At 51.7% G+C, this 23,310-nt stretch carries 25 protein-coding genes; 16 read left to right on the top strand and 9 right to left on the bottom strand.

The genetic code is table 11. The features are described from left to right. Positions 1–258 precede the first annotated feature (258 nt). From frdA to CW267_RS13735, 5 genes are all read left to right on the top strand, one after another. Positions 259–2,049: a fumarate reductase (quinol) flavoprotein subunit gene (gene frdA / locus CW267_RS13755; RefSeq protein ID WP_094918171.1), complete on the top strand. Its 1,791-nt coding sequence runs from the start codon at positions 259–261 to the stop codon at positions 2,047–2,049. Beyond that, positions 2,042–2,776, top strand: a complete 735-nt coding sequence (locus tag CW267_RS13750; protein ID WP_049139942.1) for a succinate dehydrogenase/fumarate reductase iron-sulfur subunit — start codon at positions 2,042–2,044, stop codon at positions 2,774–2,776. The genes frdA and CW267_RS13750 overlap by 8 nt, the downstream gene beginning before the upstream one ends. Before the next feature lie 10 nt (positions 2,777–2,786). Next, positions 2,787–3,182: a fumarate reductase subunit FrdC gene (gene frdC, locus CW267_RS13745; protein WP_002885530.1), complete on the top strand. Its 396-nt coding sequence runs from the start codon at positions 2,787–2,789 to the stop codon at positions 3,180–3,182. Positions 3,183–3,192: 10 nt separating this feature from the next. Beyond that, a complete protein-coding gene (gene frdD, locus CW267_RS13740; RefSeq protein ID WP_002885526.1) occupies positions 3,193–3,552 on the top strand; it encodes a fumarate reductase subunit FrdD in 360 nt (119 codons plus the stop codon). 113 nt (positions 3,553–3,665) lie between these two features. Then, positions 3,666–4,199, top strand: a complete 534-nt coding sequence (locus CW267_RS13735) for a lipocalin family protein (RefSeq protein WP_043875919.1) — start codon at positions 3,666–3,668, stop codon at positions 4,197–4,199. Here CW267_RS13735 and sugE read toward each other — a convergent pair. From sugE to efp, 4 genes are all read right to left on the bottom strand, one after another. Continuing rightward, entirely contained in the window at positions 4,196–4,513 is a 318-nt protein-coding gene (sugE, locus tag CW267_RS13730) for a quaternary ammonium compound efflux SMR transporter SugE (RefSeq protein WP_008807209.1), read from the bottom strand. The two genes, CW267_RS13735 and sugE, sit on opposite strands and share 4 nt — an antisense overlap. Positions 4,514–4,655: 142 nt before the next feature. After that, positions 4,656–4,802 carry a lipoprotein toxin entericidin B gene (ecnB, locus tag CW267_RS13725; RefSeq protein WP_004206423.1) on the bottom strand — a complete coding sequence of 49 codons (147 nt, stop codon included), beginning with the start codon at positions 4,800–4,802 and terminating at the stop codon, positions 4,656–4,658. 158 nt (positions 4,803–4,960) lie between these two features. Further along, the gene (locus tag CW267_RS13720; protein ID WP_002885511.1) at positions 4,961–5,092 is read right to left on the bottom strand and encodes an entericidin A/B family lipoprotein; all 132 of its coding nucleotides are present in this window, start codon (positions 5,090–5,092) and stop codon (positions 4,961–4,963) included. 73 nt (positions 5,093–5,165) lie between these two features. Then, complete coding sequence (gene efp, locus CW267_RS13715) at positions 5,166–5,732, bottom strand: elongation factor P (protein WP_002885506.1); 567 nt, start codon at positions 5,730–5,732, stop codon at positions 5,166–5,168. Positions 5,733–5,773: 41 nt separating this feature from the next. On the opposite strand from efp, the gene epmB reads away from it, so the two are divergent. Next, a complete protein-coding gene (gene epmB, locus CW267_RS13710; RefSeq protein WP_040088040.1) occupies positions 5,774–6,802 on the top strand; it encodes an EF-P beta-lysylation protein EpmB in 1,029 nt (342 codons plus the stop codon). Positions 6,803–6,934: 132 nt separating this feature from the next. On the opposite strand, the gene CW267_RS13705 is transcribed toward epmB, so the two are convergent. After that, positions 6,935–7,579, bottom strand: a complete 645-nt coding sequence (locus tag CW267_RS13705; RefSeq protein WP_100781631.1) for a winged helix-turn-helix domain-containing protein — start codon at positions 7,577–7,579, stop codon at positions 6,935–6,937. Between the two features lie 477 nt (positions 7,580–8,056). Between CW267_RS13705 and CW267_RS13700 the strand changes: the two genes are divergently transcribed. From CW267_RS13700 to yjeJ, 8 genes are all read left to right on the top strand, one after another. After that, a complete protein-coding gene (locus CW267_RS13700; protein WP_032734054.1) occupies positions 8,057–8,620 on the top strand; it encodes a fimbrial protein in 564 nt (187 codons plus the stop codon). Between the two features lie 58 nt (positions 8,621–8,678). Next, positions 8,679–9,365, top strand: a complete 687-nt coding sequence (locus CW267_RS13695) for a molecular chaperone (protein ID WP_100781630.1) — start codon at positions 8,679–8,681, stop codon at positions 9,363–9,365. A 35-nt stretch (positions 9,366–9,400) separates the two neighbouring features. After that, entirely contained in the window at positions 9,401–11,944 is a 2,544-nt protein-coding gene (locus CW267_RS13690) for a fimbria/pilus outer membrane usher protein (protein ID WP_100781629.1), read from the top strand. A gap of 22 nt (positions 11,945–11,966) precedes the next feature. Next, entirely contained in the window at positions 11,967–12,998 is a 1,032-nt protein-coding gene (locus CW267_RS13685) for a fimbrial protein (RefSeq protein WP_100781628.1), read from the top strand. Positions 12,999–13,310: 312 nt separating this feature from the next. Beyond that, positions 13,311–13,676, top strand: a complete 366-nt coding sequence (locus tag CW267_RS13680) for a hypothetical protein (protein ID WP_017900068.1) — start codon at positions 13,311–13,313, stop codon at positions 13,674–13,676. Between the two features lie 102 nt (positions 13,677–13,778). Next, positions 13,779–15,068: an HlyD family secretion protein gene (locus CW267_RS13675; protein ID WP_065802834.1), complete on the top strand. Its 1,290-nt coding sequence runs from the start codon at positions 13,779–13,781 to the stop codon at positions 15,066–15,068. Then, positions 15,061–17,184 (top strand): peptidase domain-containing ABC transporter, encoded by a 2,124-nt coding sequence (locus CW267_RS13670; protein WP_100781627.1) that lies wholly within the window; start codon positions 15,061–15,063, stop codon positions 17,182–17,184. Before CW267_RS13675 ends, CW267_RS13670 begins: the two co-directional genes overlap by 8 nt. Positions 17,185–17,197: 13 nt before the next feature. After that, positions 17,198–18,061, top strand: a complete 864-nt coding sequence (gene yjeJ / locus CW267_RS13665) for a YjeJ family protein (protein WP_100781626.1) — start codon at positions 17,198–17,200, stop codon at positions 18,059–18,061. 54 nt (positions 18,062–18,115) lie between these two features. Here the strand turns inward: yjeJ and CW267_RS13660 are convergent, their stop codons facing one another. The 3 genes from CW267_RS13660 to CW267_RS13650 form a co-directional block, all read right to left on the bottom strand. Continuing rightward, entirely contained in the window at positions 18,116–18,469 is a 354-nt protein-coding gene (locus tag CW267_RS13660) for a DUF4156 domain-containing protein (RefSeq protein ID WP_004152419.1), read from the bottom strand. A 260-nt stretch (positions 18,470–18,729) separates the two neighbouring features. After that, positions 18,730–20,376 (bottom strand): chaperonin GroEL, encoded by a 1,647-nt coding sequence (gene groL, locus CW267_RS13655; RefSeq protein WP_008807218.1) that lies wholly within the window; start codon positions 20,374–20,376, stop codon positions 18,730–18,732. 37 nt (positions 20,377–20,413) lie between these two features. Then, positions 20,414–20,707 carry a co-chaperone GroES gene (locus CW267_RS13650; protein ID WP_003855929.1) on the bottom strand — a complete coding sequence of 98 codons (294 nt, stop codon included), beginning with the start codon at positions 20,705–20,707 and terminating at the stop codon, positions 20,414–20,416. Positions 20,708–20,939: 232 nt separating this feature from the next. Here CW267_RS13650 and yjeH point away from each other — a divergent pair, with 232 nt between their 5' ends. Then, positions 20,940–22,190 (top strand): L-methionine/branched-chain amino acid transporter, encoded by a 1,251-nt coding sequence (yjeH, locus tag CW267_RS13645; protein WP_012543132.1) that lies wholly within the window; start codon positions 20,940–20,942, stop codon positions 22,188–22,190. A gap of 51 nt (positions 22,191–22,241) precedes the next feature. Here the strand turns inward: yjeH and CW267_RS13640 are convergent, their stop codons facing one another. Further along, entirely contained in the window at positions 22,242–22,718 is a 477-nt protein-coding gene (locus CW267_RS13640) for an FxsA family protein (protein WP_012543133.1), read from the bottom strand. A 337-nt stretch (positions 22,719–23,055) separates the two neighbouring features. Here CW267_RS13640 and CW267_RS13630 point away from each other — a divergent pair. Then, the coding region (locus tag CW267_RS13630) for a lyase family protein (protein WP_264755081.1) at positions 23,056–23,310 on the top strand (255 nt) is incomplete at its 3' end.

Genomic DNA, 23,310 nt, shown 5'->3' with positions numbered 1-23,310 from the left:
CAAATTAAGGGCACGAAGTCTACTCGCAACCGGCGAGTGAAACAAATTTTGTGCAATCCCCGGCAGATTACATGCCATTAATCTATCGTTAACCTGAATGCATAAATATCACTGATAAATAACCGCACATATCGATAAAAAAATCGAACACGTCAATTTTCCTTACTGACCCTACGGCTATACTCCTGTACCTATAAAGGAGCAGTGATACTTTTTCGCCAGCCCGGCGGCGAAATACACTAAAACTGGAGGAATGTCGTGCAAACTTTTCAAGCCGATCTCGCCGTAATTGGTGCTGGCGGAGCAGGCCTACGCGCCGCTATCGCCGCCGCCCAGGCCAACCCCAATGCCAAAATCGCCCTGATTTCTAAAGTCTATCCGATGCGCAGCCATACGGTCGCTGCAGAAGGGGGGTCCGCAGCCGTTGCCCAGGATCACGATAGCTTTGAGTATCATTTTCACGACACCGTCGCCGGAGGCGACTGGCTGTGCGAGCAGGATGTCGTCGACTATTTCGTTCATCACTGCCCAACGGAAATGACCCAGCTGGAACAGTGGGGATGCCCGTGGAGCCGCCGCCCCGACGGCAGCGTCAACGTCCGGCGCTTCGGTGGGATGAAAATCGAACGCACCTGGTTTGCCGCCGATAAAACCGGCTTCCACATGCTGCATACTCTCTTCCAGACCTCCCTTCAGTTTCCCCAAATTCAGCGCTTTGATGAACATTTCGTCCTTGACCTGCTGGTCGATGACGGGCAGGCCCGCGGCCTGGTAGCGATGAATATGATGGAAGGCACCCTGGTGCAGATCCGCGCTAACGCGGTCGTGCTGGCTACCGGCGGCGCCGGGCGCGTCTATCGTTACAACACCAACGGCGGCATCGTTACTGGTGATGGTATGGGTATGGCGCTGGGCCATGGCGTGCCGCTGCGCGATATGGAATTTGTTCAGTATCACCCGACCGGCCTGCCGGGCTCCGGGATCCTGATGACCGAAGGCTGCCGCGGTGAAGGCGGGATTCTGGTCAACAAAAACGGCTATCGCTACCTGCAGGATTACGGCATGGGCCCGGAGACCCCGCTCGGCGAACCGAAGAACAAATATATGGAGCTGGGTCCACGCGACAAAGTGTCCCAGGCCTTCTGGCACGAATGGCGGAAAGGGAACACCATCCCGACGCCGCGCGGCGACGTGGTCTACCTCGATCTCCGCCACCTCGGCGAGAAAAAACTGCTGGAGCGTCTGCCCTTTATCTGTGAACTGGCGAAAGCCTACGTCGGCGTCGACCCGGTGAAAGAGCCGATCCCGGTGCGCCCGACCGCGCACTACACCATGGGCGGTATCGAAACCGATCAGCAGTGCGAAACCCGGATCAAAGGGCTGTTTGCCGTGGGCGAATGCTCGTCCGTCGGTCTGCACGGCGCCAACCGTCTGGGTTCCAACTCGCTGGCCGAGCTGGTGGTCTTCGGCCGCCTGGCCGGGGAACAGGCTATGCAGCGCGCCGCACAGACGACTGAGGCAAATAGTGCCGCACTGGATGCACAGGCCGCCGATGTAGAGCAACGGCTGAAAAATCTCGTTAACCAGGAAGGTAACGAAAACTGGGCGAAAATCCGCGACGAAATGGGGCTGTCGATGGAGGAAGGCTGCGGCATCTACCGTACGCCGGAGCTGATGCAGAAAACTATCGATAAGCTGGCTGAGCTGCAGGAGCGCTTCAAGCGCGTGCGCATTACCGACAACTCCAGCGTGTTCAACACCGACCTGCTGTACACCATTGAACTGGGACACGGCCTGAACGTTGCCGAATGTATGGCGCACTCGGCCATCGCCCGAAAAGAATCGCGCGGTGCGCACCAGCGTCTGGATGAGGGCTGTACCGAGCGCGACGACGTCAACTTCCTCAAGCACACCCTCGCCTTCCGCGAGGCCGATGGCACCACCCGTCTGGAATATGACGACGTGAAGATCACCACGCTGCCACCGGCAAAACGTGTTTATGGCGCCGAAGCGGAAGCGGCCGAGAAGAAGGAGACCACCCATGGCTGAGCTGAAAACCCTGAAAGTCGAAGTGGTGCGCTACAACCCGGAGGTCGACACCGCACCGCATAGCGCGTTCTATGACGTGCCCTATGATGAGCAAACCTCGCTGCTGGACGCGCTGGGTTACATTAAAGACAACCTGGCGCCGGACCTGAGCTACCGCTGGTCCTGTCGGATGGCGATCTGCGGCTCCTGCGGCATGATGGTCAACAAGGTGCCGAAGCTGGCCTGCAAAACCTTCCTGCGTGATTACACCAAAGGCATCAAAGTTGAGGCGCTGGCCAACTTCCCGATCGAACGCGATCTGGTGGTGGATATGACCCACTTTATCGAAAGTCTGGAGGCCATTAAGCCGTATATCATCGGCAATAACCGCACGCCGGACCAGGGGCCAAACAAGCAGACGCCAGCCCAGATGGCCAAATACCATCAGTTCTCCGGCTGCATCAACTGCGGGCTGTGCTATGCCGCCTGCCCGCAGTTCGGCCTGAATCCGGAATTTATCGGCCCGGCGGCGATCACCCTCGCCCACCGCTACAACGAAGACAGCCGCGACCACGGCAAAAAGGAACGTATGGCGCAGCTTAACGGCCAGAACGGCGTCTGGACCTGTACTTTCGTGGGCTACTGCTCGGAAGTGTGTCCGAAGCACGTCGACCCGGCGGCCGCGATCCAGCAGGGCAAGGTGGAAAGCTCGAAAGACTTTCTTATCGCCACCCTGAAACCACGCTAAGGAGTGCATTATGACGACGAAACGCAAACCCTACGTGCGGCCAATGACCTCCACCTGGTGGAAAAAGCTGCCGTTTTATCGCTTCTACATGGTGCGGGAAGGGACAGCGGTACCGACAGTATGGTTTAGCATTGTGCTGATTTACGGGCTGTTTGCCCTCAAGCACGGCGCCGAAAGCTGGGCGGGATATATCGGATTCCTGCAAAACCCGGTGGTGGTGATCCTCAATCTGATTACCCTGGCGGCGGCGCTGCTGCACACCAAAACCTGGTTTGAGCTGGCGCCGAAAGCCGCCAACGTCATCATCAAAGGCGAAAAAATGGGGCCAGAGCCGGTCATTAAAGGGCTCTGGGTGGTAACGGCGGTGGTCACTGTGGTGATCCTGTTTGTGGCCCTGTTCTGGTAAGGAGGCTGAGATGATTAATCCCAATCCGAAACGTTCCGATGAACCCGTATTCTGGGGGCTGTTTGGCGCAGGCGGCATGTGGGGCGCGATCGTCGCGCCGGTGATGGTGCTGCTGGTCGGCATCTTGCTGCCGCTGGGGCTCGCCCCGGCAGACGCCTTCAGCTATGAGCGCGTGCTGGCTTTTGCCCAAAGCTTTATCGGCCGCGCATTCATCTTTCTGATGATTGTTCTGCCGCTGTGGTGCGGTCTACACCGTATTCACCACGCCATGCACGACCTGAAAATCCATGTACCCAACGGTAAGTGGGTCTTCTACGGCCTGGCGGCAATCCTCAGCGTCATCACCCTCGTTGGCGTACTGTTTATCTGATCCTGCAAGAGCCCGGTCGCATTTCTGCTACCGGGCTCGCTTCATGTAAAAATCTTGCCGCCTTTTCCCTGCTGGACTCTACACTTAGCTTAAAAGCCAGCAAGGAGCATGCCATGCGTATCCTGCCGATAATCACCGCGATTGCCGTCTCGTTCCTGTCTGTCGCCTGCAGCACGCCCACCCCGCCGCCGGGCGTCACCGTGGTCACTCCCTTCGACGTTCAGCGCTATCTGGGTACCTGGTATGAAATCGCCCGCTTTGACCACCCTTTTGAAAGCGGGCTGGAAAAGGTCACTATCGCCTGGCACCCACGCGATGACGGCGGCCTGGACGTGGTCAATAAAGGCTATAACCCCGACCGCGGTATGTGGCAGAAAACGGACGGAGTGGCGTACTTTACCGGGGAGCCCAGCCGCGCCGCGCTGAAGATCTCCTTCTTCGGCCCTTTCTACGGCAGCTATAACGTCATTGCGCTGGATAAGGAGTATCGTTACGCGCTGGTCTGCGGACCCGATCGCGACTATCTCTGGTTACTGGCGCGGGCACCCACCATCGCTCCGGAGGTCAGGCAGCAGATGCTGGATATTGCTACCCGGCAGGGCTTTGATGTCAGCAAACTGATCTGGGTCAATCAGCGCTACAACTAGTGCGCGCTAATCTTCAGGCCAATGATGCCGACCACGATGCAGGCGAGACTGGCGATACGCATAGCGCTGGCGGATTCACCCAACAGCACAATACCGGTCACGGCGGCGCCCACAGCGCCGATTCCGGTCCAGACGGCGTAAGCAGTTCCCACCGGCAGGGTTTTCATCGCCCACGAAAGCAGCGCCATGCTGACGACCATCGCCACGATGGTGATGACGCTGGGAACCAGCCGGCTAAAGCCATGGGTATATTTCAGGCCGACGGCCCATACCACTTCCAGCAGACCAGCGATAAATAAGACTATCCAGGACATAAGGCTCCTTTGCTGGGGCCGTCCCCGGATGAGAAACGCTTACGGGTCGTCCCGTAAGGTGGATGAAAAGTCGCAGTGAGTATATCCAACAGGATGGGGGAAGTGAAGAACGGTACGGCGTAAAACCGTACCGTCGACGGCGTTATTGCTGAGCTTTGGTTGCCGCACCAGAGATTGCGCTGCCGCCTTCTGAAATATCCTGACCCACTCCGCGCGTAGTGTTACAAGCAGTCAGTGCTGAAGAGAGGACCAAAACCGTAAAGAACGCTGCAATCGTTTTTTTCACCATAATGTCATCCTTAGTGTCAGTTTTGTTTTCATGCCCTATAAGCATAGACAAACCGTCCACAGATGAAGGGATCTTTGCGATTTTTAAGAGAAAAGGAATATTCGTGGAGGAAGCTGGTGCGCCAGGAGGCAACCGCCACTAGCAAAACGGAAGGAAATTTAGCTCACGGCGTGAGAGATGGCGTGGCCCAGGCCCTGAATATCTTCACCCACTCCGCGGGCGGTGTTGCAGCCAGCCAGTAACGCGCTGCTCAGAAACAGTAACACCAGAAGTTTTACGCTGCGCTTCATGTCTCGTGTTCGTCGTACCTGTGCGTAAAGAGCGGCGCAGCACGGAGGCTGCGCCAGTCAACATGGCGCGAAATTATTTCACGCGGGATACGTATTCGCCAGAGCGAGTATCCACTTTGATCACTTCGCCAATCTGGACGAACAGCGGAACTTTAACCACGGCGCCAGTAGACAGGGTCGCTGGTTTACCGCCGGTACCCGCGGTGTCGCCTTTCAGACCTGGATCGGTTTCAATGATTTCCAGCTCAACGAAGTTCGGCGGGGTGACCGCGATCGGCTGGCCGTTCCACAGGGTCACGATGCACTCAGCCTGATCCAGCAGCCATTTAGCGTTGTCACCGATCGCTTTCGCGTCAGCAGACAGCTGTTCGAAAGTTTCGTTGTTCATGAAGTGCCAGAACTCACCGTCGTTGTACAGGTAAGTCAGGTTCATATCGACAACGTCCGCGCCTTCTGCCGAATCGGTAGATTTGAAGGTTTTCTCAACACGGGTGCCAGTCAGCAGGCGGCGCAGTTTAACGCGCGCAAACGCCTGGCCTTTACCTGGTTTAACGAATTCGCTGGCTTCTACCGCATAAGGTTCGCCATCTAACATGATTTTAAGACCAGCACGAAAATCGTTGCTATAGTAAGTCGCCATAAGGCCCTCTGAAATTGTTTAACTGGTAGCTAAGCCACAAAATGGCGCATATTGTAACCCTAAATACCCCATCCAGAGAAGATTGGATAACGCAACTTGCCAATGTTGTGACCAGTCCTGATGAACTGCTGCGTCTTTTAAATGTAGACGCTGATGAAAAACTGCTGGCCGGACGCGAGGCCAGACGCCTGTTCCCGCTGCGCGTCCCGCGCGCGTTTATCGCCCGCATGGAGAAAGGCAACCCTAACGATCCGCTGCTTCGTCAGGTACTTACCGCCGAGGAAGAGTTTATCGTCGCCCCCGGATACTCCACCGATCCGCTGGAAGAACAGCACAGCGTGGTGCCCGGCTTGTTGCACAAATATCACAACCGGGCACTGCTACTGGTGAAAGGCGGTTGTGCGGTAAATTGTCGTTACTGCTTCCGCCGCCACTTCCCATACGCCGAAAATCAGGGCACCAGGCGCAACTGGCAGACGGCAATGGACTACATCGCAGCGCATCCGCAGCTTGATGAAATCATCTTCTCCGGCGGCGACCCGCTGATGGCAAAGGACCATGAGCTTGACTGGCTGATGACCCAGTTGGAAGCTATTCCGCACGTTAAGCGCCTGCGTATTCACAGCCGCTTGCCGATTGTAATCCCGGCGCGCATTACCGAGACGCTGGCCAGCCGCTTCCAGCGTTCGTCGCTGCAGGTAATCCTGGTTAACCACGTCAACCACGCCAATGAAATTGACGGTGAGTTTCGCGCGGCGATGGCCATGCTGCGCCAGGCGGGCGTCACGTTGCTCAACCAGAGCGTGCTGCTGCGCGGGGTGAACGACAACGCGCAAACCCTGGCCGACCTCAGCAATGCGCTGTTTGACGCCGGGGTAATGCCCTACTACCTGCACGTGCTGGATCGGGTGCAAGGGGCGGCGCACTTCATGGTTAGCGATGATGAAGCCCGTGAAATCATGCGTGAACTATTGACCCTCATCTCCGGCTACATGGTGCCGAAGCTGGCGCGCGAGATCGGCGGGGAACCCAGCAAGACGCCGCTGGATTTAGGGCTGAAGCAGCGATAAACGTCAGATTCACTTGTCTGCCAGGACGCTCTGGCAGACAAACCATGTGAAGCCATTTCTTGCCAGAGGATTAGGTAAACAGCTATCAGCTGTCAGCTATCGCATTACGTGATAACCCCCTATTGCGACAAGCTAACGGTGAAGCACCACCAGCACCACGATATTAATCACAATCATCACTACAATCAGCGCGATTAACCAGGTGGGCATTTTAAAAGTTACCTGTAATCGTTCCGATTGTTTTCCTGGTATCTCCACTTTATTCTCTATCAACTCATTGCCCTGAATCGCTAAGCTTTCTGTTAATGAAATAACTACGTGATCGTCAGAATGACCTTTGCTCTCGGCAGTAACGTCGGCAACCTTATTATTTTGATAATGCGTTAATGTCGCCCGATTCATATTCTCGCACTCTTCATCAGAGAGAGGGATGATCAGGGTATCTGGCGCGACGCTAAACCCTTTTTGCCTGACGGTGATAATGATATCCGCCGACAGCCCCGCTTTGAGCAATGATTTTCGCAGCAAAGAGATATTTTGATAGAACGTATTTTGTGACACCACCACTCCCCGGGTTTCCCAAACAGCAGCCAGAAATTCATCCCGCGAAATCACTTTTCCGCTATTTTGCAAAAGTAAAAGTAAGCATCTGGCGGTAGGTGCATTCAGGGTGACGCACTCTCCGTCACCTGAAAGCGGCCGCAGCTCATTCATATTTGCATTAAAGATAACTTCATGATTAATCATACACCCATTAAATAACGCAGCGTTATCCATATCCCTGCCCCACGAAAAACCATTATCCATAATAAATTCTAATTAGTTCAGCCAACATGGTCTATGAAAATTATCATTTCAAAAAGGAACGAGTTTAGTTCACATTGACCGGCGCCACACAGAATACAGGAGATAAATCAATATGCGACAGTTATCTTGTTTAGCCCCGCATTTTCAGATTAAATTCACCTCAAATAATGGCAGCATCTCAATCTACTATAAAAGCATTAAATTCAGAGGCATTTCATAAAGAATTCACAAGCATTTTTTGCACCATGCTTTTAAATTACTCCCGCTTTCCCATGGTTCGCTATGGCAAGCGATATGGTAGCGTTGTTCAACAGGATGATTAGTCTCAGCACTATATAAAGGAATGCTGGCGCTTATTTTCAATATCAATGCGAATGCATACTCCATTCCCTTGATAACTGTTATCGACTCTACACAGGACTAAGTATCTATATATGGATTAATTAAATGAAAAAGACAATCGTAGCTGTAATGGTCGCTGCATCTGCAGTGCTGAGTGCTCAGGCAATGGCAACTAACACTGCTCAGGTAACTGTACTGGGTGAAGTCTCTGATGCAGCTAACTCTTGCGTCGTGACTCCGACTGGTACCCTGAACAACGGTATCGTTCAGCTGATCACTGTGACCACCACTGAAGCAAATGCTGAAGCCGCTGGTAAACTGTTCAAAACTCAGGACTTCGGTTTTGACGTGAAAGACTGCGCCCAGGGCAGCACTAACCCGGTTACTGGCGTGACCGTAAATGTTAGTGGCACTACCAGCAGCGATGCAACCATTCTGGACAACACCGCTGCTAACGGTGCGGCGGGTATCGGTATTGGTATCCAGCGCGTCAGCGATTCCCATCGCGTAGCCTTCGACGGTTCTGACACCATGACCGAAAGCTACTCTGCAACCAACGGTACTCAGCTGAAGTACACCACTGGTTATGTAAGAACCAACGCTGCGACCACAGTAACCGAAGGTCCGGTTAAAGGTGTTGCGACCTTTACTATCGATTACACCATCTAATTTTTCCCCAAAGGGTCCCGCTTCACGGCGGGCCCTTTTTTGCATTCAGAGAAAAGCCATGTTCAGGACCTTATTAACTCTCACCGCATCCTGTGCATTACTCCTCAGCAGTATTGCCCATGCCGGTATTGTCGTTGAATCCACCCGCTATCTGTATAAAGAAGGCGCGCGCGAAATCACCGCGCAAATAGAAAATAAAGATGATATTCCCTATCTGATTAAATCCTGGGTTGAAGCGCCGGCAGGAAAAGCACCCTCTTTTATGGCCACGCCGCCGCTGTTCCGCCTTGAAGGGAAACAACAGAATACGGTTCGTCTGTTTTCTAACGGAAACGTTAATGCGCCGACCGACCGGGAATCCATGTACTATTTTAACGTCATGGCGATTCCTCCGGCTGATGATGCCAAAGCGAATAACAACACCATTCAACTGGCGGTCCGCCACCGCATGCGTCTGGTCTATCGCCCTAAAGCACTTTTCGACCTCTCCCCTAATACGGAAGCGAAAAAGCTCGAATGGCGCAAATCTGGCACAAAGCTAACGATCAAAAATCCAACGCCATTTTTCTTCTATTTCCATAGCATCCAGATTGGTGGCAAAGAAGTGAAGCCGGAAGTTAAGTCAGTCGCCCCAATGACGACCAAAGAAGTGACGTTAAAAGAAAATATCAATGCCTCAAGCATTACCTGGAAAGTTGTCAATGATTATGGCGGAGCAGGGTCGCTCTACTCCTCATCGCTGTAATAAGAATTTTATTTTATCATTATAGGGATGTGTCTATGCCAAATAAGAATAATGGATTATTCAAACTGTCTACCGTCTTTATTGCAATGCTTCCGGCATTGCTTTCTGGTTTGAATAATAAAGCGCAAGCACGTGACTTTTTCGATCCCTCATTCATTAGCTCATTGAATGGTAGCGATCCATCAACCACTCCTGACTTATCCGTATTTCAGACCCAGAACGCACAGGCGCCGGGGGATTATCGGGTCGATATCATGTTTAATGGCCGCTACCTGGATACCAGGACGATAAAGTTTGTCGCTAACAATCACGCCAGCAGCGATAGCCGCGAACCCGCTCTGGTTCCCTGTCTGAGTCTAAAAGCACTGGAGGAATATGGCGTAAGGATAAAAGCCTTTCCAGAGTTAACCGAGGATCAAAACGGCTGCACAAACTTGTCTGTCATCCCGGACACCAAAGCGGATTTTGACTTCACCGCCCAGCGCTTAAATATCTCTATTCCGCAGGCGGCCTTATCCACCACCGCGCAGGGATATATTCCACCGGATCAGTTTGATGATGGCATCAACGCCCTGCTGGTGAACTATCAGTTCAGCGGCTCAAACGACATGCAGGAAAATGATGAATACTACAGCCTGAACCTGCAGTCTGGCCTCAACGTTGGCCCATGGCGTATCCGCAACCTCAGCACCTGGAATAAAAACAATAGCGGTGCCGGGGACTGGGATTCCGCCTATCTCTATATGCAGCGCAGCATTCGTCCGATCAACAGTAACCTGGTGATGGGCGAGAGCTCATCGCTCTCGACCATCTTCGACAGCGTGCCGTTTACCGGGATACAACTGGCTACCGATACGTCGATGCTGCCGGAAAGTATGCGCGGCTATGCGCCGATTATTCGCGGTATCGCCAAAACCAATGCCCGCGTAACGATTAAGCAGAACGGTTATCAGGTATACCAAACCTACGTGGCGCCTGGGGCATTTGAAATCACCGATATGTACCCAAGCGGCGGTAGCGGTGACCTTTACGTCAGCGTGGAAGAGTCCGACGGATCCAAGCAAGAATTTGTTGTGCCGTTCGCCACCCTGCCGGTCATGGTGCGTGAAAATCAACTGGAGTATGAGATTACTTCCGGTAAATATCGTCCTTACGATGGTGGAGTCGATGAAACGCCATTTACTCAGGCTACCGCGACCTACGGCGTCTCCAGCAGCCTGACAGTATATGGCGGCATGCAGGCGGCCTCGCGCTACCAGGCGCTATCGACAGGTCTCGGCTATAACCTCGGCGAGCTTGGCGCTGCTTCAGCAGACGTCACCCAGGCCTGGTCGAAAATGAAAGACGATGAAAAGACCTCCGGGCAGTCCTGGCGGGTACGTTACGGGAAAAACATCGTCGAAACCGGCACTAACGTCACCATCGCGGGCTACCGCTATTCCACCCGCGGGTTTAATACCCTCTCCGAGGTGCTGGATAGCTACTCTAAGGACGGCAACTATAGTCCGCGTTCGCTGCGTAACCGTACCAACCTGACGGTTAACCAAAGTCTGGGTAAAGGCCTGGGGAGTCTGTCCGTTAGCGGGTTAATTGAAGATTACTGGGATGATAAGCGCACCAACAAGTCGATCAGCGTGGGCTATAACGGCGGCTTCCGTAATGTGAACTACTATCTGGGCTATAGCTATAACCGTTACACCTGGAGCGGGGATAGCTCCGGTAAAGACGCCCAGGACGATCAGCGCATCACCCTGACGGTGACCCTGCCGCTGAGCAACTGGCTGCCGGGTACCTACACCAGCTATCAGTTAACCAACAGCAATCCGGGATCAACCGATCAGTCGGTATCTATAGGGGGGGTCGGGCTGGATAACGACAGCCTCGAGTGGAGCCTGCAGCAAGGGTACAGCAACCGGGAATACTACAGCGGCGATATGCGCGCAACCTATAACGGTGCCCGCGGCAGCGTTAATGCTGGCTATAGCTATGACAATAACAGCCAACGTATTGACTACGGCGCCAACGGCAGCATTCTTGCTCATGCCGATGGCATCACGCTTGGCCAGGACATCACCGACGCCGCCGTACTGGTTAAAGCACCAGGGCTGGATAACGTCAGACTGGCAAACGATAACACCATCTCCACCGACTATCGCGGTTACGCTATCGTCCCGTACGTTACGCCTTATCGTCGCACCGATATCACACTGGACAGCACCACCCTTGGTGAAGATATGGAACTGCCAGAAACCACGAAGAGCGTTGTTCCGACGCGAGGCGCCATCGTGCGTGCAAGTTATGACGGCAATATCGGCCAGCGGGCCTTTGTGCATCTGAAAACCGCCAATGGTCAGGACGTACCTTACGGCGCAATGGTCCTGCTCGCCGGAAATAGTAAATCGCAGCCAAGTATCGTCAGCGACGCCGGGATGGTCTATATGTCCGGGTTGCAGCAGACCGGGATCCTTAACGTCCAGTGGGGCAAAAGCGCCGCGCAGCAGTGCAATGCTTCATTTACTTTACCGGCCAGGGAAGGCAAAGCGACTGGCATCAGTCAAATCGAAGCGGTTTGCCGTTAGTCATTCATAGGGGAATATATTGATGAAAAGTATAATTATACTAATAACGTTATTAATGATTGGCGGCGAAGCTGCTGCTAAATGTACATATGACAATAATACCAAGCGTCAAACTTTAACACTGAATAATATCAAAATTCCAACGGACACCTCTATTCCGGTAGGTACTGTATTGTATACCCATAAGTTTGGTACTGGCCAATATAAAACGTTTACCTGTGATAAAAACGATGATCAATATATAATTGATATCGATACAGCTGTTGTTTCAGGTGTCACCGGCATTCAGGGTGGTCCCGTATATGAAACAGGAATTGATGGTATTGGGTTTCAAGTCTCCGACATATTGCGTAGTAAAAATGGTTCTCTGGTCCCTGCCGAGGCTGGTTCAACTCCAGTGCCAATAGCAAAATCATCCGAGAATAACTACCAATTTGTTACTGTATGGCTTATCAAAACCAAAACCGTGATTGATACCAGCACCAAGTCCAGCTCGAACCCCTCCGTTTCCTTTTCGGTAGGTAATTTAAAAGCCAACCCAGTCGCGAATGATAGACTTTTATATGATATCATATCCATCGCGATTAAAAATATAACTTATCGTACTACATCTTGTAACATCACTACACCACGGTCGCAGGTGACTCTGAATCGTATTGACAAAGGACAACTCATGTCACTGGCTCGCGGTGCAACAACTCCAGCGCAGAAAACCATTGAAATGGATATTAGTTGCCCGAATGATTCTGTAGGTAATACCGTCACCTACTGGTTTAATCCAGTAGGTGGGATAAGCGCCTCGGGGGATGGAATCGTGGACAATATGCTTACCGGTAGTGACGCTGCTAACAAAGTTGGAATTATATTCAAGCTGTCGAACAGTCCTGTAGTTTTCTATGACACTGACAGTTATAATTATAAAATAAACACCACTAACGACCTCAATAAAACCATTAATCTGACCGCTGATTATTATCGACAAAGTGATAGCAGCAGCGATGTAACAATGGGTCTAGTTAAAGGGATGATGGAGGTTGTGATTCAGGAAGATTAATTCACTCTCATTTCATGGGGATGATTAACTCCCCATGAAAAGTTCAAACCGAGCCCAACAAAAAAAACAAAAACAGCTTTATGCCCCCCAAAGAACCCCCAAGGAAACCCTACATGATCTTGCCACTTTATTTTTTGAGAAAAAAACACATGAAACAATATGAAATGGATTCTAAATCAAATGTTTCACATACAATTCATGATTATTGTATTGAACCTCGTAAAACATTCCCCTATATTTTTGCACCGGGCGATTAGTTCTCCCGGAACATTTAACATCTAATATTTATTTAAATTTAAGGGAATAAAAGTAATGAAACAATTAACCGTTTTTGAAATGGAAGAAATCTCGGGTGGCTACTCTTGGGATTTTTCATCTCTCGGTTCTGCACTCACCTCAATTGTATCAAATGGAGCTGAGCTCACTCTCAGCGCTTTATTAGGTGGCGCCGTTTATGCTATGACAGGGTCCGTCATTGGTGGCGCCCATGGCGGCAATGGCGGTGGTTCCTTAGGTTTTGGTACTCTCGGTATGATGGTCGGGGGGGTTTGGGGACTGTTAGCGGGTGCGATCGGTGGTGCGATTACCGCCGCCATGCTAGGGTGGGACAAAACTGTGGAACTGACCACGGGATTGCTGGAAGGTTGGAATAACGGTACCTTCACACCTTGGGCTTAATAGGTCTCCCGAAGTAATTGATTTATAGTTAATCTGTTCATATTCGAAATGTTAACAAAGGTCTGATTATTCAGACCTTTTTTAAAATAAAAAGCGGTACACATGTCAAAAAACCTCTATCGCAAGGAAGCGGTCGAATACAAAAGGCATCACTGGAAAGGGAAAGCGTTATTACTCGCTGGCTTACCTTCCTGGTTAGTTCTTTCGTTATCGGCACTATTTCTCACTGCGCTTGTTTGCGCATTGATTTTCTGCAAATTCACCCAACGAGTTGATGTAAAGGGTGAAGTCATTACCCTTCCTCACTCTATTAACGTGTTTGCGCCTCAACAAGGATTTATTGTTAAGCAATTCGTCAAAATCGGTGATGTAGTTAAAAAAAACCAACCACTCTACGAAATTGATGTTTCCCGCAGCACCACCAGTGGTAATGTCAGCGCAGCACAAATAGAAGTCATCAATGAAAAGATTGCCAACTCTGATAATATCATCAAAAAGCTGGAAGATAATAAAAATCAGACATTAAGCGCGCTAAATGCGCAGTTAAAAACCACCACCGACTCCCTGAAAGAGACCAACCGTATGCTGGTCAATACTCAGGCTGGCCTGAAAAAAATGCACGATAATCTTTCCAGTTATGATAAATATCTTAACAATGGCCTGATAACGAAAGACCAATATAATTATCAGCACTCTTTGTATTTCCAGCAGCAGAGTGCCTACCAATCATTGGTTAGCCAAAAAATGCAACTGGAATCGCAAATCACTCAACTTAATAGTGATCGAATCACTAAAGCGGCTGATTTTGACAACCAAATTTCCAGTCAGTATAACCAATCCAATGATTATAAAAACCAGCTGGTCGAATCCAATGCTAACGGTAATATTATTGTCAAGTCTACCAGTGATGGCAGAATTGAGTCGCTTTCAGCTACACAAGGGCAGACGGTTGATAATGGCAGTAGTCTGGCCCAGATCAAGCCGACCGGTAATGTTGAATATTATCTCGTCCTATGGTTACCAAACAATACGATACCCTATTTAAGAACGGGGGATACCATCAATATTCGCTATGATGCATTTCCCTCAGATAAGTTTGGTCAATTCCCAGGCGAGATAGTATCCATATCTTCTATGCCTGCATCACGACAAGAAATGTCTGAATACACAAACGTCAATAACGCTGTCAACCAACAGCAAGAACTGGCGCTATACAAAGCAATTGTCAAAATTAAAGATAAACAGTTCGAATATGACGGTAAAAAGTTAAGTTTGTCTAATGGGCTCAAAGCTCAGGCCGTTGTATTCCTTGAAGAACGCCCTCTCTATATGTGGATGTTTACCCCAGTTTATAAGATTACTCAAAGCGTGAGCGGCCCGATCAATGACTAACGAACTTTTTGAAAAGATCATCGCAAAAATTAACTTTTCTCTCCTGAAGAAAACGCCTGTTATATTACAGTCGGAAGCCGCTGAGTGTGGGATCGCCTGTCTGGCCATGGTTTGCGGCCACTATGGCCTGGATATCGATCTGTTTAATTTCCGTCAGCGCTTTGGCAGTCCTTCGCAGGGCGTCACGCTGATGTCCTTGAGCAAAACGGCGGAACATGCTGGTTTAAAAAGCCGGGCGCTGTCGTTGGATCTGGATGAGATCCGCCAGCTTAAACTCCCCTGTGTCCTGCACTGGGGGATGAACCACTATGTGGTATTGACCAAAGTACGTAAATCCAGCTTTGTGGTGCACGACCCAGCGCTAGGCAAGCGCATCATTGGTAATCAGGAGATGTCCAATTATTTTACCGGTATCGCCCTGGAACTCTGGCCCGATCAAAACTTTCAGCAGGAAAAAGCTAAGTCCCGCCTACGCCTGTTGGATTTGATGCGTAATATTGTCGGATTAAAGTCAGCGCTACTGAAAATTTTTGCCTTCTCAGTGGTCGTTGAAGCGATTGGTTTACTGCTGCCGATAGGTACCCAGTTGGTTACCGACCATGTAATTATGGCGCACGACCAAAGTCTGCTGTCAGTCATCTGTATCGGTCTGGTCTTTTTTACGCTGTTTCGCACTTTCATCAGTATGCTGCGTGCCTGGACCTCATTGACGCTGAATACGCTAACAAATATTCAGTGGAAAACCACCCTTTTCGATCATATGACCAGCCTGCCGCTATCGTTTTTCGAAAAGCGTCATCTTGGGGATATTCAGTCACGTTTCTCCTCCCTGGATACCATTCGCTCAACGTTTACTAACAGCATCGTCAGCGGCATTATTGACTCGATCATGACTATTGGCCTGCTGATCATGCTGACGCTGTACGGAGGCTGGCTAACATGGGTGGTCGTTGGCTTTACCCTATGCTATGCGATTATGCGTCTGGCAACTTATCATTTCTATCGTCGCGTGGCGGAAGAGCAGGTTATTAAGGGGGCGCGGTCCAGCTCGCACTTTATGGAGTCTCTGTACGGTATCTCGACCATCAAAGCGCTAAATCTCAAAGAGCGGCGCTCCCAGCACTGGCTCAATATTAATATTGAAGCCTGCAACGCCGGTATTAAACAAACCCGTTTCGATATGATGTTTGGAGGAGTGAACACCTTTATTACCACTATCGATCAGGTCGCAGTCCTCTGGCTGGGCGCCATCATGGTTATTGATAATAATATGACCCTCGGTATGTTTATGGCATTTAATGCCTACCGTGGTCAATTCTCACAGCGCGCCTCCAGCCTGGTCGATTTGTGTATGCAGCTGCGAATGCTCTCTTTACATAACGAACGTCTGTCAGAGATTGTTTTTAGTGAGCCGGAAAAAGAGCTCCCCGCGCGGGAAGTATTTTCCCCTGATTCAGGCGCCAAACTGGAGGTCAAAAACCTCTGTTATCAATATGATCCGTTTTCTCAGCCAATCTTCTCAAATTTAAATATTACGGTTGAGCCAGGAGAATCCGTGGCCCTGATCGGTCCTTCAGGCGTTGGTAAAACCACGCTGTTAAAAGTAATGTGCGGTTTGCTTTCACCAACCAGTGGCGATGTTTTAGCCGATAATCTTGATATCACTAAAATTGGTCTCAATAATTATCGACTTGGCACCGCCTGCGTACTGCAGGAGGATCGCCTTTTCTCCGGGTCGCTTATCGACAATATCAGCGGCTTTGAAGATAACGCCGATATTGATTTTGTCATGGAGTGTGCCAAACGCTGCAACATCCATGACGAGATTATAAAGATGCCGATGGGTTATGAAACCATCGTCGGCGAACTAGGCCTGGGGATCTCCGGCGGACAAAAACAGCGTATTCTAATTGCCCGAGCGCTGTATCGTAAACCAAGCATTCTGTTTATGGATGAGGCCACCAGCCACCTCGACTTACGGAATGAATCTGTTATCAATCAGTCAATCTCGGCGTTAAGCATTACCCGGATTATCGTTGCCCACCGGCCATCCACGATTGCCTCTGCCGATCGCGTTATCGATCTGTCGCAGACAAAGACTCTCGCGCCAGCATAAAAAGGAGAAAACTATGCAAGGAACGTTTATTGGATTTAATACCGCAGGTATTACCTTTGAAGACCGATTTCTGGCGCTGCTGTTAAAAATAAAGCAGCCGAATGGTCTCTGTCAGCAATATTATCTGCAAGCGCCCATACTACTCGATCTTCTTCTCATACTTCAAAATCGTCTGCTTGTGACGTATAAGCGATTACACGAACAAGGGGAAACCTATAAAGAAGAGCTTATCGCTTATAATGAGTCGCTGATCGCTAACATCCCTGCCGTAGAGATGGCGGAGATTCAGCAGCCGAATCCTGAGCGGCGTATTATGTCGATTACTCTTAAACCAGGCGAGACTGAATCGACTCTCATTCTGGTTCTCCAGAATGAGCAAATCTGCACATTATGTATTGAAGACAGGCAGGTAGAGGCATTACTCGCAGGTATTCAACAAGCGTTGAAAACAGTGAATGACCAAGCAGTTATACAATACTTAAGTTCAAATATGGATTTTTTAATGTGCTACACCGTGGACTTAACCACCCAGCCAAATATTGATTATCAACAGCATCCTCAGGAAGAGTGGAAGCTGAACCTGTTTTCCCATTATCTGGGTGCGCTGTACTGCTGCGAGACGGAGGAAGGGAAGAAAATTGTCTCCGGTGCGGTAGTCAAAACCAGCGTACCGCATCTGTCTGAACTGGAAAACAACGTGGTAATGCAGCTTATCGAGAAAAGCCCCAAGCTCAAGGCGATGCACGCGGAGCTGGCGCCATGCCAGATCTTCAGTACCATTATCCCTTCCCAGCCGGGAAGAATGCTCAGTCTGGAAGAGTGCCTGCGTCCTCTGCACGCCTTCTATCTGGAGAAGAAAGCGGAGCTTAGCGTCTGATCCTCATCTAGCGACCACGCCTCTCTCCGCACTCGCAGAGAGAGGCGTCACGCATCAGTTCGGGCACTTATAAACCTGGCCGTTCATTTCGCTGTCGGTAGGTACAAAGCTCGACAGCAGGTTCTGCGTCGGGCTGCTGACGCCGTAAATCACGTTTCCGCCCATCGCTGCCGCCTGGTTGCGCAGGGCGTTTGCCGCACCGCGCATGGAACCACCCTCATCGCCATTCTGGCCGGAGAGCCAGTTGCTCTGTTTACCCGTCGCGGTCCCTAACAGCTGACACTCTGCGCCCGGCTTCTCCTGCACGAAGCGCACATTCTGGCCGGCAGAGGTTAATTCATTGCTGGAACTGCAACCTGCCAACAGTAAGGCTGCGCCGACAATCCCTGCTAAATATTTTACCTGCATGTTATTCCCCATGATCGATGAGCTGGACGCACTGGCCCGGATGTAAATCTATCATCCTTCAAACTGCGTCGGCATGAGCCGCGTTCATTCCCTCCCCGGTCGCGCTTGTCAGTTCACGCCCGAAACGGAGGTGCTTGCCGCTCTGATGCAGCTTAAATGATTTTTATGTATAAGCCTTATACTAAAAAGCGCGCCAAAAGAAAAACCCCCAGCCATTGCTGGCCAGGGGTTTCTGCTTTTTTATGCCGTAGAGCGCACGATTACATCATGCCGCCCATACCGCCCATGCCGCCCATACCGCCAGCAGCACCTAAGTCAGGCGCGTCGCCTTTCGGCAGGTCGGTCACCATGCACTCGGTGGTGATCATCAGACCAGCCACGGATGCCGCGTACTGCAGAGCAGAACGGGTCACTTTGGTTGGGTCCAGGATACCGAAGTCGATCATGTTGCCGTATTCTTCAGTTGCTGCGTTGTAACCGTAGTTACCGTCGCCAGCTTTCACGTTGTTAGCAACAACAGACGGCTCTTCACCGGCGTTGGACACGATCTGACGCAGCGGTGCTTCCATTGCGCGCAGCGCAACTTTGATACCGACGTTCTGATCTTCGTTCTGACCGGTCAGGCCAGCGAGTTTCGCCGCAACGCGAACCAGCGCTACGCCGCCGCCAGCCACCACGCCTTCTTCAACCGCAGCACGGGTGGCGTGCAGGGCGTCGTCGACGCGTGCTTTTTTCTCTTTCATTTCAACTTCGGTAGCCGCACCGACTTTGATTACTGCCACGCCGCCAGCCAGTTTAGCGACACGTTCCTGCAGTTTTTCACGGTCGTAATCGGAGGTCGCTTCTTCGATCTGCTTACGGATCTGAGCTACACGGCCCTGGATTGCAGACTCTTCGCCAACGCCATCGATGATGGTGGTGGTGTCTTTGTTGATAACCACGCGTTTCGCCTGGCCCAGATCTTCCAGAGTCGCTTTTTCCAGCTCCATACCGATCTCTTCAGAGATAACGGTACCGCCAGTCAGGGTAGCGATATCCTGCAGCATGGCTTTACGACGGTCGCCGAAGCCCGGTGCTTTCACCGCAGCCACTTTAACGATGCCGCGCATGGTGTTAACCACCAGGGTCGCCAGCGCTTCGCCTTCAACGTCTTCAGCGATGATAACCAGCGGTTTGCCCGCTTTCGCTACGGCTTCCAGAACCGGCAGCATTTCGCGGATGTTGGAGATTTTTTTGTCAGCCAGCAGGATGAACGGGCTTTCCAGCTCAACAGCACCGGTGTCCGGCTTGTTGATGAAGTACGGGGACAGGTAGCCGCGGTCGAACTGCATACCTTCAACTACGTCCAGTTCGTCTTCCAGACCGGTACCGTCTTCAACGGTGATCACGCCTTCTTTACCGACTTTATCCATCGCTTCCGCGATCAGTTTACCGACGGTTTCGTCGGAGTTAGCGGAGATGGTACCAACCTGAGCGATAGCTTTAGAGTCAGAGCACGGTACGGACAGCGCTTTCAGTTCTTCAACGGCGGCAATGACAGCTTTGTCAATACCACGTTTCAGATCCATCGGGTTCATGCCTGCTGCAACAGCTTTCAGGCCTTCGTTCACGATAGCCTGAGCCAGTACGGTTGCGGTGGTGGTACCATCGCCTGCCGCGTCGTTCGCTTTAGAGGCAACTTCTTTCACCATCTGCGCACCCATGTTTTCGAACTTGTCTTCCAGTTCGATTTCACGAGCAACGGAAACGCCATCTTTAGTGATGGTCGGCGCGCCGAAGGATTTGTCCAGCACCACGTTGCGGCCTTTCGGGCCCAGGGTCACTTTAACTGCATCTGCCAGTACGTTTACGCCGCGCAGCATTTTTACACGAGCGTCGTTACCGAATTTTACGTCTTTTGCTGCCATTTCTTTTATTCCTCAAATTCGTTCAGGGTCGTGCGAATTACGCTTCAACAATTGCCAGGATGTCGCTTTCGGACATGATCAGCACTTCTTCGTTGTCGATCTTCTCAGACTTCACGCCGTAGCCATCGTTGAAAATCACGATGTCACCAACTTTAACGTCCAGCGGCTGCACAGTTCCGTTTTCCAGAATGCGGCCTTTACCGACAGCGATGATTTCGCCACGAGTTGATTTAGCTGCCGCAGAACCGGTCAGAACGATGCCGCCTGCAGATTTGGTTTCAACTTCTTTACGTTTGACGATCACACGATCATGTAACGGACGAATACTCATTGATAGCTCTCCTTCGAGAAAGTCATTATCAGTTATGGGTGACGCCGGGCCGAACGCGGTTTACCGGCTAGTGCAGAGAGAGATGGGGGTGGCCATTTCCCGCTTCAAGGGCAAAATCAAAAAAAATTTTTACCTTTGCGCTAGCGCGCAAAAAGCAGCGCTATCGGCCAATGCGTCATAAGGAAAAGCGATTGTGATACTCTCTTTTTTTTCACTGGCGCAGGATGGAATCATGAGTGGTTTAAAACAGGAGTTGGGACTGGGACAGGGAGTCGGATTACTTTCCACCTCATTGCTGGGTACTGGCGTCTTCGCCGTCCCGGCGCTGGCGGCGCTGGTCGCTGGCGATAACAGTCTGTGGGCATGGCCGCTGCTCATTCTCCTTGTTTTCCCGATTGCCATCGTCTTTGCCCTACTGGGCCGCCATTTTCCCAGCGCGGGCGGCGTGGCCCACTTTGTCGATATGGCATTTGGCCCACGTCTGGCCAGCGTCACCGGCTGGCTGTTTTTATCCGTTATCCCGGTCGGACTCCCCGCCGCGCTGCACATCGCCACCGGCTTCGGCCAGGCGCTGTTCGGCTGGCATGATGCGCAGCTACTGTTGGCGGAGCTGGGCACCCTGGCCATCGTCTGGTGGATCGGTTCGCGTGGCGCCAGCTCCAGCGCCAACCTGCAGACGCTGGTTGCCGTGCTGATTGTGGCGCTGATCGTCGCCGTCTGGTGGCGTGGCGGGATAAGCCCGGCGCAGATCCCCTTCCCCGCCCTGACGGAGATCGACCATGGTCAGCTCTTCTCCGCGCTATCGGTCATGTTCTGGTGCTTTGTCGGTCTGGAAGCTTTTGCTCACCTGGCCTCGGAGTTTAAACATCCCGAGCGTGACTTCCCCAGGGCGCTGATGATAGGCCTGCTGCTTGCCGGTTCGGTCTACTGGGCCTGTACCGTGCTGGTGCTGCACTTCCACGCCTTTGGCGAGGAGATGGCGGCGGCGGCGTCACTACCGAACATCGTGGTCCGTCTGTTCGGTGTCGAAGCGCTGTGGGTGGCCTGCGTCATCGGCTATCTCGCCTGTTTCGCCAGCCTCAACATCTATATTCAAAGCTTCGCCCGCCTGGTCTGGTCGCAGGCGCAGCATAAGCCCGAAAGCTACCTCGCCCGCCTGTCGCCACGGCAGATCCCGCGCAATGCCCTCAACGCCGTGCTGGGCTCCTGCGTGGTCAGCACCCTGTGTATCTATTTGCTCGATATCAACCTGGACGCGCTGATCGTCTATGCCAACGGCATTTTCATCATGATCTATCTGCTGTGCATGCTGGCCGGCTGTCGTTTGCTGCGCGGGCGCTATCGGCTATTGGCGGTGGTGGGCAGTATTCTCTGTCTGCTGCTGCTGGCGATGGTCGGCTGGAAGAGTCTGTACGCGCTGGTGATGCTGGCGGGGCTGTGGCTGTTTTTACCCAGGCGCAAGCTGGCGACAGGTAGCGTGTAAGCCAGGAAAGAAACCGGCCCGGTCGCATTTGCTGACCGGGCCGGGCGTGTATTAATCGCGGGGATCGTCCTTATGGTCCAGACGATCGCGCTGCTCATCCTTACGCTGGAATTCCCCTTCGAAGGTCTCACCGCCGCCAGTTCCGGCGCTAAAGCCGCCGCCCGGCATCCGGCTGAAGCGCAGATGCGGCATCAGCTTCATCGTCAGGTGCTTCTGCACCGGCGGCAGTAACAGCAGCAGGCCAAGGAAGTCGGTAAAGAACCCCGGGAGCAACAGCAGCAGACCGGCAATAATCAGTGAAACGCTCTTGATCATCTCCGCCGCCGGGCTCTCGCCTGCGGCCATCTTCTGCTGCATCAGCAGGAAATTTTTGAAGCCCTGGTTACGCACCAGCGACATCCCTACCACCGAGCTAAAGATCACCAGGATTAGGGTCATAAAGACGCCCAGCACGTGCGCGACCTGGATAAAGATCGATATCTCAATGTAAACGTAAAGAAAAAAGGCAATAAACGGAATCCAACGCACCGGCGTCTCCTTCATCAACGGGCGCTGAGCTCAGCCCCCGTAATCATCAATTTGCTGATCGCATCCCTCTAAGATGGGGATGCTGCGCGGCTTTTCAATCAGCGGAAATGCTTATTTTTTCCAGCAATAGGAAAGCGGTGACCCATTTCACAGATTAATAAATCTTCTCACACCCGCGATGTAATAAGTGATCAAGCTTACTGATATTCGCTATCATCAGCATATGATCTTGGGCACCAGGCCGGTTAAGGAAATAATCGTCGGCCAGAAAATATACTGAATCCTGGATATTCTGTGTATTTGGTGAATTCATTGGCAGCTTGAAAAGAAGGTTCACATGTTAAACAACATTCGTATCGAAGAAGATCTGTTGGGCACCAGGGAAGTTCCCGCGGACGCTTACTACGGCGTTCATACTCTGCGAGCGATTGAAAACTTCTACATTAGCAACAGCAAAATCAGCGACATACCAGAATTCGTGCGCGGCATGGTGATGGTGAAGAAAGCCGCCGCGCTGGCGAACAAGGAGCTGCAGACCATTCCCAAAAGCGCGGCAAATGCGATTATCGCCGCCTGTGACGAAGTCCTCAAT

This window comes from Klebsiella sp. X1-16S-Nf21, assembly GCF_002837615.1.
GTDB lineage: Bacteria > Pseudomonadota > Gammaproteobacteria > Enterobacterales > Enterobacteriaceae > Klebsiella > Klebsiella variicola.
Note: the sequence above shows the minus strand (reverse complement) of the source record. Positions and strands in the feature narration are given on the sequence as shown.

Excerpts from the sequence above, each read along its gene's own strand:
- CW267_RS13750 (WP_049139942.1), top strand. The coding sequence starts at position 2,042 with ATGGCTGAGCTGAAAACCCTGAAAGTCGAAGTGGTGCGCTACAACCCG.
- frdC (WP_002885530.1), top strand. The coding sequence starts at position 2,787 with ATGACGACGAAACGCAAACCCTACGTGCGGCCAATGACCTCCACCTGG.
- frdD (WP_002885526.1), top strand. The coding sequence starts at position 3,193 with ATGATTAATCCCAATCCGAAACGTTCCGATGAACCCGTATTCTGGGGG.
- CW267_RS13735 (WP_043875919.1), top strand. The coding sequence starts at position 3,666 with ATGCGTATCCTGCCGATAATCACCGCGATTGCCGTCTCGTTCCTGTCT.
- sugE (WP_008807209.1), bottom strand. The coding sequence starts at position 4,513 with ATGTCCTGGATAGTCTTATTTATCGCTGGTCTGCTGGAAGTGGTATGG.
- ecnB (WP_004206423.1), bottom strand. The coding sequence starts at position 4,802 with ATGGTGAAAAAAACGATTGCAGCGTTCTTTACGGTTTTGGTCCTCTCT.
- CW267_RS13720 (WP_002885511.1), bottom strand. The coding sequence starts at position 5,092 with ATGAAGCGCAGCGTAAAACTTCTGGTGTTACTGTTTCTGAGCAGCGCG.
- efp (WP_002885506.1), bottom strand. The coding sequence starts at position 5,732 with ATGGCGACTTACTATAGCAACGATTTTCGTGCTGGTCTTAAAATCATG.
- epmB (WP_040088040.1), top strand. The coding sequence starts at position 5,774 with ATGGCGCATATTGTAACCCTAAATACCCCATCCAGAGAAGATTGGATA.
- CW267_RS13705 (WP_100781631.1), bottom strand. The coding sequence starts at position 7,579 with ATGGATAACGCTGCGTTATTTAATGGGTGTATGATTAATCATGAAGTT.
- CW267_RS13700 (WP_032734054.1), top strand. The coding sequence starts at position 8,057 with ATGAAAAAGACAATCGTAGCTGTAATGGTCGCTGCATCTGCAGTGCTG.
- CW267_RS13695 (WP_100781630.1), top strand. The coding sequence starts at position 8,679 with ATGTTCAGGACCTTATTAACTCTCACCGCATCCTGTGCATTACTCCTC.
- CW267_RS13690 (WP_100781629.1), top strand. The coding sequence starts at position 9,401 with ATGCCAAATAAGAATAATGGATTATTCAAACTGTCTACCGTCTTTATT.
- CW267_RS13685 (WP_100781628.1), top strand. The coding sequence starts at position 11,967 with ATGAAAAGTATAATTATACTAATAACGTTATTAATGATTGGCGGCGAA.
- CW267_RS13680 (WP_017900068.1), top strand. The coding sequence starts at position 13,311 with ATGAAACAATTAACCGTTTTTGAAATGGAAGAAATCTCGGGTGGCTAC.
- CW267_RS13675 (WP_065802834.1), top strand. The coding sequence starts at position 13,779 with ATGTCAAAAAACCTCTATCGCAAGGAAGCGGTCGAATACAAAAGGCAT.
- CW267_RS13670 (WP_100781627.1), top strand. The coding sequence starts at position 15,061 with ATGACTAACGAACTTTTTGAAAAGATCATCGCAAAAATTAACTTTTCT.
- yjeJ (WP_100781626.1), top strand. The coding sequence starts at position 17,198 with ATGCAAGGAACGTTTATTGGATTTAATACCGCAGGTATTACCTTTGAA.
- CW267_RS13660 (WP_004152419.1), bottom strand. The coding sequence starts at position 18,469 with ATGCAGGTAAAATATTTAGCAGGGATTGTCGGCGCAGCCTTACTGTTG.
- groL (WP_008807218.1), bottom strand. The coding sequence starts at position 20,376 with ATGGCAGCAAAAGACGTAAAATTCGGTAACGACGCTCGTGTAAAAATG.
- CW267_RS13650 (WP_003855929.1), bottom strand. The coding sequence starts at position 20,707 with ATGAGTATTCGTCCGTTACATGATCGTGTGATCGTCAAACGTAAAGAA.
- yjeH (WP_012543132.1), top strand. The coding sequence starts at position 20,940 with ATGAGTGGTTTAAAACAGGAGTTGGGACTGGGACAGGGAGTCGGATTA.